General features: G+C 40.4%; 13 protein-coding genes. 6 read left to right on the top strand and 7 right to left on the bottom strand.

Annotated features, from left to right (window positions below; all coding sequences use genetic code 11):
* Window positions 1-209: 209 nt before the first annotated feature.
* On the bottom strand, window positions 210-1,076 hold the full coding sequence (locus ACPUEN_RS08830; RefSeq protein ID WP_425639803.1) for an ROK family protein: 867 nt from the start codon (window positions 1,074-1,076) through the stop codon (window positions 210-212).
* Window positions 1,077-1,165: 89 nt separating this feature from the next.
* Complete coding sequence (locus tag ACPUEN_RS08825) at window positions 1,166-3,493, bottom strand: glucosamine-6-phosphate isomerase (protein ID WP_425639801.1); 2,328 nt, start codon at window positions 3,491-3,493, stop codon at window positions 1,166-1,168.
* 372 nt (window positions 3,494-3,865) lie between these two features.
* Between ACPUEN_RS08825 and ACPUEN_RS08820 the strand changes: the two genes are divergently transcribed.
* The 5 genes from ACPUEN_RS08820 to ACPUEN_RS08800 all read left to right on the top strand — a co-directional run bounded on the left by ACPUEN_RS08820 (window position 3,866) and on the right by ACPUEN_RS08800 (window position 9,031).
* Window positions 3,866-4,363 carry a gluconokinase gene (locus tag ACPUEN_RS08820; RefSeq protein WP_425639800.1) on the top strand — a complete coding sequence of 166 codons (498 nt, stop codon included), beginning with the start codon at window positions 3,866-3,868 and terminating at the stop codon, window positions 4,361-4,363.
* A gap of 104 nt (window positions 4,364-4,467) precedes the next feature.
* On the top strand, window positions 4,468-5,838 hold the full coding sequence (locus ACPUEN_RS08815) for an amidohydrolase family protein (protein ID WP_425639798.1): 1,371 nt from the start codon (window positions 4,468-4,470) through the stop codon (window positions 5,836-5,838).
* Window positions 5,839-5,955: 117 nt separating this feature from the next.
* A complete protein-coding gene (locus tag ACPUEN_RS08810; protein WP_425639796.1) occupies window positions 5,956-7,089 on the top strand; it encodes an aldose epimerase family protein in 1,134 nt (377 codons plus the stop codon).
* Between the two features lie 62 nt (window positions 7,090-7,151).
* Window positions 7,152-8,288, top strand: a complete 1,137-nt coding sequence (locus ACPUEN_RS08805) for a hypothetical protein (protein ID WP_425639794.1) — start codon at window positions 7,152-7,154, stop codon at window positions 8,286-8,288.
* 152 nt (window positions 8,289-8,440) lie between these two features.
* A complete protein-coding gene (locus tag ACPUEN_RS08800; RefSeq protein ID WP_425639792.1) occupies window positions 8,441-9,031 on the top strand; it encodes a DUF4142 domain-containing protein in 591 nt (196 codons plus the stop codon).
* Between the two features lie 287 nt (window positions 9,032-9,318).
* Here the strand turns inward: ACPUEN_RS08800 and ACPUEN_RS08795 are convergent, their stop codons facing one another.
* The 5 genes from ACPUEN_RS08795 to ACPUEN_RS08775 form a co-directional block, all read right to left on the bottom strand.
* The gene (locus ACPUEN_RS08795; protein ID WP_425639790.1) at window positions 9,319-10,827 is read right to left on the bottom strand and encodes a glycoside hydrolase family 3 protein; all 1,509 of its coding nucleotides are present in this window, start codon (window positions 10,825-10,827) and stop codon (window positions 9,319-9,321) included.
* Between the two features lie 210 nt (window positions 10,828-11,037).
* Window positions 11,038-12,303, bottom strand: a complete 1,266-nt coding sequence (locus tag ACPUEN_RS08790) for an MFS transporter (protein WP_425639788.1) — start codon at window positions 12,301-12,303, stop codon at window positions 11,038-11,040.
* A complete protein-coding gene (locus ACPUEN_RS08785) occupies window positions 12,300-12,779 on the bottom strand; it encodes a GNAT family N-acetyltransferase (protein ID WP_425639787.1) in 480 nt (159 codons plus the stop codon). Before ACPUEN_RS08785 ends, ACPUEN_RS08790 begins: the two co-directional genes overlap by 4 nt.
* A gap of 10 nt (window positions 12,780-12,789) precedes the next feature.
* A complete protein-coding gene (locus ACPUEN_RS08780; protein ID WP_425639785.1) occupies window positions 12,790-14,421 on the bottom strand; it encodes a glycoside hydrolase family 10 protein in 1,632 nt (543 codons plus the stop codon).
* Between the two features lie 10 nt (window positions 14,422-14,431).
* Window positions 14,432-15,115 carry a peptidoglycan recognition protein family protein gene (locus ACPUEN_RS08775; RefSeq protein ID WP_425639783.1) on the bottom strand — a complete coding sequence of 228 codons (684 nt, stop codon included), beginning with the start codon at window positions 15,113-15,115 and terminating at the stop codon, window positions 14,432-14,434.
* A 187-nt stretch (window positions 15,116-15,302) separates the two neighbouring features.
* Here ACPUEN_RS08775 and ACPUEN_RS08770 point away from each other — a divergent pair, with 187 nt between their 5' ends.
* Entirely contained in the window at window positions 15,303-16,052 is a 750-nt protein-coding gene (locus ACPUEN_RS08770) for a DeoR/GlpR family DNA-binding transcription regulator (protein WP_111611908.1), read from the top strand.
* The last annotated feature ends 129 nt before the right edge of the window (window positions 16,053-16,181 follow it).

Below are 16,181 nucleotides of genomic sequence, written 5' to 3'. Positions count from 1 at the left end.
ATCAATTATCAAATTCAATGGTCAAGAAGGCTGAAAGGTAGTTTTGGGTATTTTTTACCACTATGTGACAAGGTTTATAAAGGGTTAGACCTATAAGATGTGGGCTCTGCGTCACCCTCTGTGTACTCTTTGCGGTTAAGCAAAAATATTCCAAAAAAAAGTGGCCTTTTATAAAAGCCACCTTTCTATTACTACAAACCAATTTATATCTAATTACTTACTACTTCGTTTTCATTTTCTAACTCTACCAAAGCCACTGCGCCGTGAATTGCTGTTTCATCCATTTCAGATAGTAAAATCTCAAATCTTTCTATCACCGTAGGGTAATTGAAGGTTGAAATGGATTTAAAGAGAGATTCTTTGAAAAGTGGATACGTTTTTCTGATAGAACCTCCCAAGATAACTGCCTCTGGCGCTAATGCATAAAGAATATGCTTGATAAGCTCTCCTAAATGGTGACCATATTCATCAAATGCTTTTAAAGCGACTGGATCTCCAGCTAGGGCCAATTTGGCCAAAGCTTTAGGCTTTTTATTATAAGATCTTTCAAAGAATTTCCCACTGCAATAGTGCTCAAAGTCTTTATCCAAATAGGTTGAACTACACCATTCACCGGCGGCAGAGTTTACTCCACTATACAGGTGGCCATTTATGACAATGCCTCCACCGATACCCGTTCCGAGAGTGAGACCTACTAAATGGTTAAACCTTTGGCCTACGCCAAACTTATGGACACCTGAGGCAAAGCAGTTTGCATCATTGTTAATAAAGACAGGTTTTCCAAAACGATTGGTTAGAAACTTCTTCAATTCTACGTGCTGAAAAGCAGGAATATTTGAAAGCCCCAATACTATACCTTCTCGCACATCGACTAACCCAGGAATTCCAATGCCAATACCTACTAAGTCATATTCCAAATAGGTTTCAATGAATTCCGCAATGGATTCAAGGATATACTCTTTACTTTCTTTTGCAGGTGTAGCAATGGATCGGATATCTTCTAGATGTCCGTTAATTAGCACACCACCTTTGATCCCGGTGCCTCCAATATCTAATCCCAAAATGGCTTTTTCCATTCGCTACAATTAATAAGGTTGATAGGTTTTATAGAAAAGCTGTGACTGTTGTGGTTAACAAACAGCCGCAGCTTTCGCGGTACTTGCAATTAAAGCATTCCTTCAATTGATTTTTCTAATTCTCTTGCTGTAGCTAGGAATTCTTCCACATTCATATCACGGAAGAAAATTAACCCATGACTAGCTCTAACTTGTGCACGCTCGTGCTGATAGAAGTAATTCTTACCTAGAAGGAGTTGAATTGCGTCCAGTTGATCTACCCAAATTCTTTTGGCAACAGTGCTGAATTTACCATTATGAGAATAGCTAGGGAAAGAAGCATTCACTTGGCTAAGGTAGCAATTGGCAAATGAATCCTCCATCACGGACATATCTCCAAGTGAAACTGGTACAATCACATTGGCCTCGTGAGGCTCAAATTTGAACCAAACGTTTCTATATCCAATGATTCTGAGCTTACTGATATCTTTCTCTTCACCCCACTTTTTCACAGCAGCTGCAGTTGCCTGAAGAACTTTATAGTGTGTATCTGGCCCTGAACCTTCCGGATCGAGCGTTAAACTAATCTTCGTAGGGTTAACTTTTCTAAACATTTCCACGATCGGTTCCACATCACGATCTTTATCTGGCTGTTCGGTGAAAATATCTCCTGTATAAAAGCCAAGTCTTAAATGGTGTACATTTTTCACTTGTACTCCAAAGTGTGCCCAAACTAGCTCTTCTTCAAACTCACGAATCATTCCTTTTAGCTTCTGCACTTTAGCGGAGTTTTTCTCGCCATCGTAGCTATTTTTCAGAATGCTGATTACATCATTGATTGTCTCGCGTAGCTGAGACTTATTTTTTATTTCATAAACGATTACCAAAGCTCTTACCACTCGGTGGCAAAGTCCTCTCAGACGCTGATCTGCTTTTTCTGATGCTACATTTGTCAAGTAGTGATAAACATCCTTGTCAGTTTTCAGACTATATCCTACGTCAAAGAAATCCTCAAAATTGACCATTTGAATCTGGCCATTATCTAGTAGCTTTTTGGTAGATAGAAGTGTTTCGATTACAAACGTATTTGTAACTGCAGTAAAACCTGAAGTCAATACTGAAAAGTGAGCTTCATTACTTGGCTCATGGAGCTGATTAGTAATGTGAGGAAGAATCCCAAGCGAAATATCATCATGGTGCGGGCCAGTATGAAGAAGCACTTCATTACTTTCTTGTTCTAAGCCTTTAGCGAGTTTGCTCTCAATACTTTTCATTACCTGGCTGACCGTTTCCTCAGATAAATCAGGAATTAATTTGGTGTATTTATCAGCCTTAAGGTCTGATAACTTGATCCTGTGACCGTACTTACCAAGCTTCTTACAAAGGTCGATTACTGATCTTTCTGTCTTTTCCCAGGTCCATTCACCTTTCTGATAATATGAATCTACAGAATCAGTAAGTTTTACGCCTGCTCCTTTGGTAACATAAAATCGGCCATTCTTAAGCTTCTGAAGAACAGTGCCCGGGAAGACATTATTCAGCGGGGTTTCAAGAGAATCTTTTACAATTCCTGCTTTTGCCTCACCAGCAGCAATAATAATTGCTACAGCATCTGGATTGTACACAATAGTATCTAGTCCAATTGTAATGACTAGTCTATTGGAGGAGATTTCAATTCCACCAAGATCACCGGCAGCTACGGCTTGGGTCTCAAAATTGGTTTCTGTCAGACGAGTAACAGAGAATAAGTGTGATCCTCGAGTATTAAACGCGATGTGTCCATCAGGACCGATTCCGCCCAAGAAGAAGCCAATTCCTCCAGCGTCTCTGATTTTCTGTTCGTATTCACCACACCATTGGTCAATCTTGTAGATTGATTGCTGCTGTAGTTTTTCAAGATCATTTTTTGGATCTCTAAATCTCAACGAAAGGTCAACTTTCAAGTCTGGGAAAACGGCGCTGAAATGAAGGCCGTTAGCCAGCGGAATTTCATCTGAGTTGATCAGAATTGCTTTTTCCTTCGAAAGTCCGAATCCCTGTATGTAAAACTTATTGACGTAGTCAAAAAAGCTATTATTCTGCTTTGAAGAAATTGGATAAAACTCATCGATCTGTACAAAAGTCAGATCTTTGAGAATTGGTTTTTTGGTATTCCCCAGACCGTATTTTTCCCTGACATCTTTTCCTTTTTTATTATCCCAGTTGTCAAGTAGAAACTGTGTCCATTTGATGAAAAATTCTGGTGTCTTACCAGTTGGCAAACTGATTACTCCTTCAGGATTTGCTGCTGCCCACTCCAAAAACCGACAAGCAGTAAGCAAGCCAAGTTTCGGAAAATTGTCAACTTGAAGGTAGGGAATGAGGGTGCTGATTTTCTCTACACCAGATTCCTGAAGAAAACTTTTTTCAACATCTGAAAGTGGATACTTACTTAGCATACTGTTTGGACAGGTTTGTTTATTAGGACTGTGTTTATAATCAACTAGTTAAGTGCCGAGTGATTAGTATCATTCAAATTATGCAATGAAGTCTTTTTGAAAGATTCTCCTTTTTAAAACTTGCTATTGAGGAGGTTTTTACTCAGGCTACTTAGCTAAACAAATCTAAAAAATGTTTTTTAATAAAACGATCTTTTACAAAAATTTTGTGAAAGTTTTATTCTTCGTGTCTCGTCCGTGTGATTTCTACTATTTCTAGAATTTTTTTTCATTAAAGATCTAAGTTTCTCTAATACTTGATATTATAATTCATCTCTAGAGTTGGGAGCTGAAGTGTTGAAAATAATTTTATTATTTCCTTAACTTTCATTCATGCTAATTATCGTCACAGGAGTCTCAGGAACAGGTAAAACGACCATAGGGTCGGAGATAGCCAACAAGTTCGAATTGCCATTTTTTGATGCTGATAATTTTCACCCAAAGGAAAATATCGAAAAAATGAGTCAGGGCTTTCCACTCAACGATCAGGATAGAATGCCATGGCTTCAAGCCTTAGCTGATATTTTAATCGTGCATGAGAAGTCTGGCGGTGCGGTATTGGCATGTTCAGCTCTAAAGGAAAGCTATAGAGAATTACTGAAAGTGCAGGATGATGTGCGTTGGATTCACCTAAAAGGTGATCGGGATTTGATCTGGAATCGTATGCTTGCCCGCAAAAATCACTACATGAAAGCAGGCATGCTTGACTCGCAGTTTGAGACATGGGAAGAACCCGATTATGGTTTAAAATTGAGTATTTCTCAAAGTGTAAACGATATGCTTTCAGAGGCTTTTAGGTATTTGGAAGCTCCAACTAAGGGTAAACAGTAAAATACCTTGGGAATTAACTCCCCCATGAGTTTAATATTTTCCTCATGGATTGTTTAGGGACACGATAAAAGCGAAATTGAGTAAACCATGTGATTCTCTGTACTATGAAAAAGCTACTTTTCTTGATTTTCCTGTTTTTCCAAATCCCATTCTTGACGGGGATTTCTCAAACCTTCTACATTTCCAATGTGAATGTAATATCCATGGAAAATGATCAGGTGCTTGCCGACCAAGCAATTTTGGTGACTGAAGGTAAGATCATCAAAATAGCTCCAATGTCATCTGCAACTGATTTCAATGTAAATCCCGTGATCGATGGAGGTGGGGCCTATGTTTATCCAGGCTTGGCAGAGTTCCATTCACACATTCCTGTAGCCCAAAATGGAAACACTGAACTTCAGGAGGAAGCTATGTGGCTTTATTTAGCGAATGGAGTTTTGAGGGTACGAGGAATGATTGGGCATGCCTCACATTTACCTTTGAAAGCCGGCATTGAAGCTGGCGAGATAGATGGGCCTAGACTTTTTCTTTCTGGACCTTCTTTCAGTGGTTCCTCTGTCTCTTCGCCCGAGCAAGCTGCGCAAATGGTGAAAGATGAAAAGGCTGCTGGCTATGATCATTTGAAATTACATCCTGGATTGGAGATGGATGAGTTTTTGGCAATTGCCAAAACAGCAAAAGAGCTAGGAATTCCCTTCGGAGGCCATGTGTCCTTGGCGGTTGGTTTAAAAGCAAGTTTGGAGAATGGCTATAAATCTGTTGAACATATGGATGGCTATGTGGAAGCACTGATGCCGGATTATTCCAAGGTTTTGGATTCAGATAAAGCAGGGCCTTTTACGATGCTTTTGGTGAATGAAGTAGATATGAGCAAGCTTCCGGAGTTGGTTGATTTGACTTTGAAAACAGGAGCATGGATGGCTCCGACATTGACACTTTTTGATCGGTACTTTGGCTACAAGCTAGCTGAAGAATACAGAAATGTACCCGAAATGAAATATATGTCTGCTGGCCAAGTTCAAAGCTGGATCAATGCAAAAACGCCTTATGAAGAACGAGGGGTTTTGACAAAAGAAAATGTGCAACCCTATCTTGACTTCAGGAAAGAATTATTCATGACTATGCATGAAGCTGGTGTTCCTATCCTAATGACTTCTGATTCACCGCAGGTCTTCAATGTTCCGGGTTTTTCTATTCATCATGAGATTGAGTTGATGTCTCAGGCAGGCATGTCTAATTATGAAATTTTGAAATCAGGATCTGTAAATCCCGCTAAATACTTTGATCAGGAAGGAGAGTGGGGAGTGATCAAAGCTGGAGCTTCTGCTGATTTTGTATTGGTGCAGGAAAACCCTTTGGTAGATCTGAATACATTGAAAGTACCAGTAATGGTAGTGATGAAAGGGAAAGTTTATGATCGTAATGAGCTAGACAAACAAATCAATAAGATTGAAGAAAATCATAAAAGGAGATGAGCAGTTTTGATTTACGAATTATGATTTACGAGATCTAAAGGTACCTCGATCCGAAATTTCCCAATGCGTCAAGGCGGACAAGTTCTTACTATTTTCAAATTTTTCATTGCATAAAACATGAACCTAAGAATCCAATTAGTAGCAATACTGCTATTGATCTCAGTAACAGTAAGTCTCTCGCAAACCAAAATGACTGTGATACAGGAAGCTTCTTTGTCCATCAAAGGCGAAAAGGTTGGGATTTGGGAAGGTAAGGATGTTTTTCACTACACTTTAGAAAATGGAAACATGCAGGTGGAGATGACCAATTTCGGCGGGATTATTTCCAGGATCTTCGTTCCTGATAAAAATGGCAAGCTGGAAAATGTTGTCCTGGCGTTGGAAGAAATTCCGGATTATTTTACCAAAAACGGACCTTACCTAGGAGCTGCGGTAGGCAGATATGCCAATAGAATAGGAGAGGCTTCATTTACTTTGGATGGGGAAACTTTTCGCATTACAAAAAACAATGGAGAGAATACCTTGCATGGAGGGGCGAAGGGTTTTGGCGTAAAAGTATGGAGCCCTGAAGTATATAAAAATGACAATGCAGTAGGCGTGAAGATGACTTACTTAAGCGTGGATGGAGAAGAAGGTTTTCCTGGGAATTTGATGACTACGCTTTGGATGGAACTTACAAGTAGCAACGAATTGAAGCTGCGATTTGAATCAACTACAGATAAGAAAACAGTCGTGAACTTGACAAATCATTCTTATTTCAATCTGAATGGAATCAATGGAGATGTGCGGGATCATGAGTTGCAGATTTTTGCAGATGCCATTACACCAGGCGAATCTGGTCAGATTCCTAGCGGAGAAATAAAAAGCATTGCTGGAACTCCCTTTGATTTTCAAACCCCAAAGAACCTTGGGGCTCAATTGGATGCTTTGGGTGAGGGGTTTGATCATAATTATGTTACCAAGAGAGCAAACTCCTCCGAGTTAAAGAAGATTGCCATAGTAAAGCATTCTGAAAGCGGCCGAGTGATGTCAGTTTTCTCAACAGCTCCAGGCGTACAATTATATACTGCAAACGGGTTCAATGGCTTTGCAGGCGCGGATGGTAAGATATATGAGAAGCACTGGGCATTATGTTTAGAACCTGAAGGCTGGCCGGATAGTCCTAACAAACCAAGTTTTCCTTCTACTTCATTGGCTCCGGGAGAAAAGTATGTGCATGAGATTGCGTATGTGTTTGATACTGAGTATTAAAAGCAGGTTTTAGTTTAATTTTTACAACTATTTTATTAGCTTGTTTTTTAATTGACTAACCCATGAAAAACCTTCTAATTAAAACTGCGCTTTCATTTAGCGCTACTTTTTTGTCATTCACTCTTTCGGCACAAGAATATACCTTCAAAAAAGTAAGGGAAATCCGTGTAGAGAGTCTTGCAGAGGTAGGAATAAGGGACTATGATCCCAAAAGAGATATTTTTGTAGGTTTTATTGACAAAAGATCCGAGGGCATCGAGCTGGCTATTTTTGATGCAAATGGGAAGATACTAGCCAGTCAAAAGCGTCAGGGAGAGGGGCCGGAAGATTACAGGTCATCGGCATTGGCCATGGGATTCTCTCCTGATGGAAATGTCTTTGTTCAGACCTCCATAGAACTAATGAAATATGACCTTGACTTCAATAAGTTTAGTAAAATACTGTATGAACCGAAGGTTACGACAGTTGTTTATGCTGGACCAAGATCTAAGTTTGTTCCATTGACTAGAGGGGAGGATGTTTCATTTATTGTAAATGGAACCAACATAAATAATATTGTTTTTAATGATGTTCCTCCAAGCAAAATAGACATGCTTGATTACTTTAATTCAGCTAGTAAAAAAGTCCAATCGACAATTCCATTATCCAGCAGAAAAGTATTTGAAGGAATAGAAGATGAGGTGTTTCCTGTGAGGATTAATCCAATATTTACCATTGATGCTCAGAATAGCAATTTGTATTTCACCACTACTATCGACAATGAAATCACAGTTTACAATCCTATCAACTGGAATGTAATTCAAAGAATCCCGGTCAAGCAAGAATTCTTTAATGCCTTGGATGATATTCCGCTCAGAGAGTCAAATTTGGCTATTTCTGGTGGAACACCCCGTTATTCAATGAATGATATGATCTTAAAATTTGACTCGGATTTAGTTGGACTTGTTTATTTAAAGGAGATTTCTGAGGGTACTCTCGAACTGATGAAAAGCCAAGTTAAGCCTTATCGGATGTACAATCCTGAATTTCATAGGATAATACTTTTTAAGGACGGAATTCAGCTACCGGGTGAATTGACTATCCCCTCTGGATTGATTCAAATGACTTTGCCAAATAACCGAGTTTTGGTGAAAGTGGTAAATGAGGAAGAAGAGCTGGATTATATTCCTTTTGAGATCTGGGAGTTGGTAAAAAAGTGAAGCAAGAGATTTACTAAAAGCGTAATACTTTCAACAGACTGAGTAAGCTTTACACAGGTGATTTAGGGGAAAAGCCTCTTAAAATGGCTATACAGCCATGGGAATGGTACTTGTAAGAATAGTGATAGAACACTAAACCAACTAATTTTCTTATGAGAACAAGTAATGTAAACCAACCCGCAGCAAATAACTTCAGCAGAAGAGCAAGGATCACTGGAGCTGTGCTGCTTTCTTCATTTTGTCTAGTCGGGATGACTTCCTGTGAAGATGAGGATAATGATCCGATTTTGACTACCTACAATCAGCAGGATAGAAATTTTGCGATTGCAACTTCACAAAGCCTGAATGCTCAAATGGATTTCGGTCAGCTAGCCCTAGTCAACGGAGAAGATGATTCTGTATTGGACTATGGAACCATGCTTGTATCCGAGACTACAGAAAGTAAAACTGAGCTGGAAGGTATAGTAGACGGGACAGACGTGGAGATTTCCGATGAAGTTTCTGATGCTATGCAAGCAAAGTATGCTGAACTGGCTGCACTAAGCGGTGAGGACTTTGATATGGCTTTCATAGATTTCCAATTGGAAACCTTAGATAACTCTATGTCTATCTACGAAAATCAAAATGATAACGGAGAGAATAACACGTTGAAGGCATTTTCAGACAAGACTTTAGGTAAAGTCAAAGATCATAGAGAAGATGCCAGACTTGTGAAAATAGAATTAGAGGCAGAAGGCATTTAATTTTAAAAATCTAGGAAGTCAGAATGTACGCGTAGCTGATTAACCCAGTTGCAAATGCATGATGATTTCTTTGGAGCCGGTTTTCCGAAAGGGAGCCGGCTTTTTTTTAACCACTGAGATCACGAAGGGTGACGCGGAGAGCACAGAGCTAGAGCTAACTTGCTTCCTATAGGCTACAATCAAGTAAGGTTGGTCAATTTTCGCTTTGTCAGGCACAAACTGATACTTATTGTTCTCAGTGTATATCTGTGATCCTGATAGCTATCGGGACTCAGCGTGCTCCGTGGTTAAAAAAAATAACAGGCAACCTCCTGAGCTTCCTCGAAACTCTGATAGCCACAAATCACCGCTTCAAAATCAGTAAGATTTCCGAGATGTTTTAGTGCCAAAGGATTTCCAAAATGAACCAAAATGCATGACTTGTTTTGAGCTAGCTTTTTGATTTCAGCCAAAATATCTTCCTCCATTCCAAACTGATTCAGTGGTTTGTGAGAGGGAACAAAAAGAGAAATGATTACTTTTTCAGCTTCTTCTATCGGGATACTACTAAATTCTGAAGCAAATTTTTGATTAAGCTTTTGCGAGAAAACTGACTTCTCTTTTTCGTAGAAACTCTGAAGAACAAGTTTTCCTTCACTTGCCAATCTCCTCAATTCTTCAGAATCAATTTTCCCAGATACAAGGGAAACGTATTCTTTTGCAAGCTGGGATTGAAAGGCTGAATGACTTTCCCATTCGAATGGATGAAGATCTAAAGCCTTAAAATCAAACACGCCTAACTGCTTTTTGAGCGCCCATATTTTCTTAAATACCTTTTCAACTTCCTCTTCAGAGGCATTTTTGAAAATCTGCTCAATTCCTTCTTTTACATGATCTGAGAAACACAAAATATCATTCCCTGCATGAAAGGCTTCCCATTCGAGTTGGCCAGGTACTGGGAAATGGTCGGCGACGGCTTTCATATTTAAAGCATCTGAAATAACCAGTCCAGTAAAGCCCATTTCTGTTTTCAGTAAATCCGTGATAATCTCCCGACTTATACTTGCAGCGATTTCCTTTCCTCCAGACAAAGCCGGAGCTGCCAAGTGCCCTACCATAATCATCTCAACACCTTGGTCTTTCCCATATTGAAATGGTAAAAGTTCTTCTTTACTCAGCTCCTCCTTTGTTTTCTGAATTACTGGTAGTCCCAAATGAGAATCTGTTTGCGTATCTCCATGTCCAGGGAAATGCTTCAAGCAAGCTCCAATTCCAGCTTTTTTCATCCCCTGATACATGGCCAATGAGTTCTCGGCTACCTTTTGTGGATTTGTTCCAAAGGATCTATAACCAATCACAGGATTATTTGGATTTGTGTTTACATCGGAGCAGGGAGCGAGATTCAGATGAATTCCGGCAGCTTTCATATCCAATCCTAATCTATATCCCACCTCTTCGATCAGTTCTGTCGCATTTTCCTTAATCGCCCCAAGGGTAATGGCAAATGGATATTGAGGCGTGTTCTCAATCCTCATGGCCAGTCCATATTCTCCATCTATGCTGATCAGCAAAGGCGTTTTTGAAATGCCTTGATAGCGATTGATCAGGGTAATCATCTTCTCCAAAGTCCCACTCACATCAAGTACTTCCGCCCGCTTTTCGAAGTTTGCAGCAGCAGAATGTCGGCTATGAAAAAATGTCAACCCACCGATTTCCTGATCAAGAATAAGTTTTTCGATTGCTTGGTAATTCTCCTCCGAATCATGTATAAATGCAGCAGGGGAGAAGCATTGGGCGATTTTTTGGATTAGATTCATTTAAAGATTGGAAAATTGAAATATTGCAAAATTATTCTTAGTAGCCGGTCACCTTGAGCGAAGTCGAAAGGCCCTCGACTCCGCTCGGACTGACCCAATTTCCGACCCTTTAATTATATCTGTTATTGGTAAAGAAGTCGAAGAGTTAAAACTATATAAGTTGTTGGAAGTCCCTATCTGACTCGTAACTCGTAAATCCAAAATCGTAAATTACTCAAGTTTCTTCCCAAATTCCCTCGGATACTTCACACTTGCAGCGATTGCCAGCGCAGGAATCATCGCAATACCTACCCAAATGAAGAACCCTGTGTAGCCAAGCCATTCCTGAATATATCCTGAAAGCATTCCGGGAAACATCATTCCCATAGCCATAAAGCCTGTGGCCAAAGCATAATGTGAGGTTTTGAAAAGCCCTTCTGCCAAGTAAATAAGGAAAATCATATAAGCAGCAAAACCGAACCCATATCCGAATTGCTCTATGACTACGACCGCGCCTGCGAAAAAGATATTCTCTGGCTGGAAATGCGCCAATGCGATGTAGAGCAAGTTCGGTAGGTTAAGCGAAAGTGCCATCGGGATCATCCACTTGCCCAATCCATCTCGGGAAATGGCGATTCCGCCTAATATCCCACCCAGAAGCAACGCGATTACACCTATCGTTCCATACATAAAACCAACTTCAGAAGTGCTTAAAGCCAATCCGCCTTTTTCTTTGAAATCGAGTAGAAATGGGGAGGCCATCTTTACCAATTGTGATTCTCCAAGTCTATAGAGTAAGACGAATGCCAGTGAAATCCCAATGTTTTTCTTGGTGAAGAAGGTGCTGAAAACCTTTCCAAAACTTGCTTCTCTAGAAGTTTTTTCCGTTGATTCTTCTTCTACTTTTGGAGTAGAAAAATAATTGACAGCGGTCAGAATTAGCATCAAAACAGCAACAATTATCATGGTATATGACCAGGCTTTGCTGTTGTCTCCTAGGGAAGTTTCCAAATAACCGGCTACCATCACGATCAGGCCTTGACCTGTGATCATTCCAATTCTGTAGAAAGTACCTCTTAAACCCACGAAGAAGGATTGCTGCTCAGGCTTCAGAGCGATCAAATACATGCCATCGGAAGCGATGTCATTTGTGGCGGAAGCAAATGCTCCCATCCAGAAGAACGCCAAAGTCAGAAAGAAAAAGTTACTCCCAGCGGTCGTTAGTCCTACGCCTAAAAAGACTAGGGCAAGAATCAATTGCATGCTTAGAAACCATTTTCGCTTTGTGCCAATAAGGTCTACAATCGGGCTCCAGATGGGTTTAATTACCCAAGGGAGGTATAGTAAACTGGTGTACAGCCCAATGTCTGAATTGGAGACGCCGAGCTTTTTGTACATGATGACCGAGACTACTATGATGACGATGTAAGGAATTCCCTCGGTCATGTAAAGAGAGGGAATCCAGATCCATGGAGTTCTTTGGGTTGATTTGCTCATGATTTGCGGATCAGATTTTCGTAAATACTCACGTCAGATCCATCTATTATTTTAGCGTTGACTGTTTTTTCGTAAAATTCTGCCGGTCCGACACCGCCAATGATTGCATAGGCATAACCCATTTCTCTCATGGATTCCAGTGATTTGATCAGGAGGATTTTACCGATTCCTTTTCCTCGCTCGGACTCTAATGTGCCTGTGGGACCAAAGAAATTACGGGCAGTACTTTCATAGCATGCAAAACCTATGATATCATTTCCTCTTTGCGCCAGCCAACAAGCGACCGGCTGCCTGCTGAAAGCGACTTCTACTTCTGACTGCCAATACTCACCGAAATGCTCCAAAACCCAGTTGCTTACGAAATGCTTCTCTGGAGCAATAGACCTTCTGAAGACAACTTTCTCCTTTTTCAATAACCCTGCTTCTTCTAAAGAAACATCCGGTAAACCGGTCAAACGGACAAGCATGTCTTGCATAAGTGGGGATTTAAGGTATTTGGTAAACTTGGGTTTGGACAATTCTTCCGTAGTGGTCGATCCAACGGATGGCTAGGTATGGTGTATTTAGACTTTTTACTTCTAAAGTTCTGGCTCGCATACCACCGACCCACACCGGATGAATTTCGGCGTCAGCCAACTGGCTCAATTCATTTGCCCCTTGGATCAGTGCGTATCTGATGGCTGGATCAAGTGGATTTGCCATGCGAATAGTTGTCTTTTCTGAATTGGATTCCACACTGAACACGACCGGGCTATCTATCACAGAAGGACCTTTTGGCTGGAATGCTGGCGGTAAAGTAGGTTCGTTGTAAAGCTCTTTTTTTAGTAGTTGTGCTACATCCTGATTTTTGATTTTCATGGATTTTGCTGAGAAAAAGGCATTTCCCTGAATAGTCGGAAGCGTACGGGTGTAAGAGATCTGGGTATTGATCTCGCGTGGATTGTCCCAAGCAGCATCAGAATCATCACGGATTTTGTATGGTCCATTTCCAATGTAGATATTGGTATTAAAGTGATTTTTTGCCCACCAGTCATTCAGGATTCTATGCGAAGCCAGCTTATGATCCATGCTCCAATAGAGTTGGGGGATCATGTAATCTACCCAACCATTTTTCATCCATAGCAAGACATCCGCATAGAGATCGTCATAGTTTGTCTGTCCCGCGCGGGTTGGGGATCCTTTCGGATCTTTGTCTTGATTTCTCCAAACTCCAAAAGGTGAAATCCCAAATTGCACCCAAGGCTTACTCTCCTTTATGGTTTGGTTCAGCGCTAGAATCAATTGGTTGACATTGTCACGCCTCCAATCATCCTGAGATTGTCCAGGTTTTTTATATCTATCGTAGGTTGACTTATCCGGGAAGTCTAGTTTGGCTACTTTGTAAGGGTAGAAATAGTCATCAAAGTGAATAGCGTCTATGTCATAATTATCCACGATTTCTTTGATCACAGCCAATAAATGTGCTTTCACTTGCGGTAAACCTGGGTTATAGTAATACTTGGTGTCGTATTTCAGCATCCAGTCACGATGCAAGTTGTAGTCGTGCTCCGGGCTTAAATCTGAAGTATTTAAATTCATGGTCGCCCGATATGGATTTAGCCAAGCGTGAAATTCCAAGCCTCGGGCATGGGATTCATTGATCATCCAGGTAAGTGGATTTTCAGTTGTATTTGGAGCTTGCCCTTGTTTTCCTGTCAAGTATTTGGACCATGGAGCCAAATTACTGGGGTAGAAAGCGTCCCCTGCAGTTCGTACTTGGACTATGACTGCGTTAAAATTTAGATTTTTGTAGTAGTCAAGCAGATTGATGAAATCACGTTTTTGCTTTTCGTATGCGTCATCCGGTGAAATAGGCCAATCGATATTAGCAACGGTGGCAATCCAAACGCCACGAAATTCTCGTGGTATTTCTGGCATTTGAAAGGTCAATGGCTGTAAAGCAACCGGAGCCATCGGCAGGGATTTTATTGGAAGATTTGCGCCAGGGTTAGTATTTGGTGAAGTCGTTATGGTACCATTTGGCTTACTCGCGGGAGTAATGGGTTTTTGTGATTTACAGGAAGAGAGGAAGAGCCCGAAGGCAAGAATTATAAAAAGGTGCCTAGAATGAAATTGCATAAAAGGGTAATCAGAGCGTTGGTACAGGGTTCAAATTTAAGTCAGACAGATTTTTTCGGAGTTTCTTCATAAAGTCATCTCCTGGATCGGTTTTTACCGTGCGATAGTCTGGATCAGCTTCTTTCCAAAGATCAGTAGTTTGGAAATTTTGATATTCATGATGGCCAATTACATAGTCTATGTTATACTTTATATCCAAATATCTGATTAGTTCCTCGTTGGCTTTCAGTTGCTTCTTGTTAAGAGGCATGTCATCGCTTCCGATATTTTCTATTCCAATTGCCAGGTAATTCAACCCAATGGTATGCCTGGCGAAAGTAGTGTCAGGCAGTAGTCTAAAAATCGTGCCGTCCCGATCAATCAGAAATTGGCTGGAAACATTAAGGTTGCTAGCGCCAGTTAAATCCGCTCTGCCGCCTAATATTGGCGAATCAAAAACATCAAAAGTCATCTCGATATTATCAATTGCAGTCCAGTGAACTACTACCATTTTTGGGTCGATAGTTGCTGTTTTTTTATCCAGATCATGACGGGTTTTCAGGTATTGTAAGGATAAATTTTCTCTCTCCTTATTCCAAGTGATCGGTTTTTCTATTATTCGGAAAGTGGGTTTTGGGCTGCAGGAAATCTGAAAAAGTGAAAGAATGCAGATTAAAGTGTAAAGGAAAATCGTATTTAATGAATTGAAATTCATGGTTTTATACAGGATTTGATATTCGAATTCAAAGTAGAACAGCATTGCTTTGCACAGCTAAACTACCCAGAAAATTGCAGGATAGGCAATGAAAGAGAGCAATTTTTTGCCAGATATTTCAACTCATGATTATTTTTGCAAGTTTTTGCTGTTTTTCTTACTTTCCCAAACTGAAAAATATTATTCCATGCTCAAAGAAGAAAGACAGAAGTATATTTTAGATCAAGTACACCTGCACCACAGGGTTTTACTTAATGATTTATCGGACTCTTTAAATGTGTCAATAGATACTGTTAGACGTGATGTAAAGGAGCTGGATAGCGAGAAAAAGCTAAAGAAAGTTCACGGTGGGGCTACATCCTTTGGCTTTATGACCTTCACCAAAGACGACGGGAATATCTATCTGAAGTCCAAGAAAATATCCATAGCCGAAAAAACGGTGTCGCTGCTTTCAGATGGACAAGTGATCCTAATGAGTGGTGGTACTACCAATATGGAAGTGGCTAAGCTTATTCCTAAAAAGTTGGATTTAACTGTTTTTACCCCAAGTCTTCATGTGGCGATGGCCTTGCTTGATCATGAAAATGTGGAGGTGATATTTCTCGGTGGTAAACTTTTACACGAAGCGAAATTCGCAGTGGGAGGAACGGTAGTAAACGCGCTTGCGCAACTCCGTGTAGATATGTGCATACTGGGTACCGGATATCTGGACGCTCAGTTTGGATTGACTGAATTTGATTGGGAGGTGATTCAGGTGAAGCAGGCGATGATCAGAGCGGCGAAAAAGACGGTGATACTCACTGTTTCTGATAAGCTCCACTCAGTCCAGAAATACAAGACCTGTGACATGACAGCTGTTCATACCCTGGTGACAGAGCTTGATCCATCTGATCCAATGCTTGATGCATTCAGATCGTTTGAGTTGGTGTTGGTATAAAATTTAACCAACGATGGGAGCAAAACGGTTTTTTTAGCCCCTAATTTTATATAGCTGAGGTAATTACCAAAAAAGGAAAACCTACCTCCAGAGTTATATTTCCGAAAGTAGGTTTGAAAATTTATTTGG

The organism is Algoriphagus yeomjeoni, from assembly GCF_049821175.1.
Classification (GTDB): domain Bacteria; phylum Bacteroidota; class Bacteroidia; order Cytophagales; family Cyclobacteriaceae; genus Algoriphagus; species Algoriphagus yeomjeoni_A.
The sequence above is the reverse complement of the archived record's forward strand: the minus strand, read 5'-3'. Positions and strand labels throughout refer to the sequence as shown.

Coding starts and splice junctions, on each gene's coding strand:
- ACPUEN_RS08830 (WP_425639803.1), bottom strand. CDS start 1,076: ATGGAAAAAGCCATTTTGGGATTAGATATTGGAGGCACCGGGATCAAA.
- ACPUEN_RS08825 (WP_425639801.1), bottom strand. CDS start 3,493: ATGCTAAGTAAGTATCCACTTTCAGATGTTGAAAAAAGTTTTCTTCAG.
- ACPUEN_RS08820 (WP_425639800.1), top strand. CDS start 3,866: ATGCTAATTATCGTCACAGGAGTCTCAGGAACAGGTAAAACGACCATA.
- ACPUEN_RS08815 (WP_425639798.1), top strand. CDS start 4,468: ATGAAAAAGCTACTTTTCTTGATTTTCCTGTTTTTCCAAATCCCATTC.
- ACPUEN_RS08810 (WP_425639796.1), top strand. CDS start 5,956: ATGAACCTAAGAATCCAATTAGTAGCAATACTGCTATTGATCTCAGTA.
- ACPUEN_RS08805 (WP_425639794.1), top strand. CDS start 7,152: ATGAAAAACCTTCTAATTAAAACTGCGCTTTCATTTAGCGCTACTTTT.
- ACPUEN_RS08800 (WP_425639792.1), top strand. CDS start 8,441: ATGAGAACAAGTAATGTAAACCAACCCGCAGCAAATAACTTCAGCAGA.
- ACPUEN_RS08795 (WP_425639790.1), bottom strand. CDS start 10,827: ATGAATCTAATCCAAAAAATCGCCCAATGCTTCTCCCCTGCTGCATTT.
- ACPUEN_RS08790 (WP_425639788.1), bottom strand. CDS start 12,303: ATGAGCAAATCAACCCAAAGAACTCCATGGATCTGGATTCCCTCTCTT.
- ACPUEN_RS08785 (WP_425639787.1), bottom strand. CDS start 12,779: ATGCAAGACATGCTTGTCCGTTTGACCGGTTTACCGGATGTTTCTTTA.
- ACPUEN_RS08780 (WP_425639785.1), bottom strand. CDS start 14,421: ATGCAATTTCATTCTAGGCACCTTTTTATAATTCTTGCCTTCGGGCTC.
- ACPUEN_RS08775 (WP_425639783.1), bottom strand. CDS start 15,115: ATGAATTTCAATTCATTAAATACGATTTTCCTTTACACTTTAATCTGC.
- ACPUEN_RS08770 (WP_111611908.1), top strand. CDS start 15,303: ATGCTCAAAGAAGAAAGACAGAAGTATATTTTAGATCAAGTACACCTG.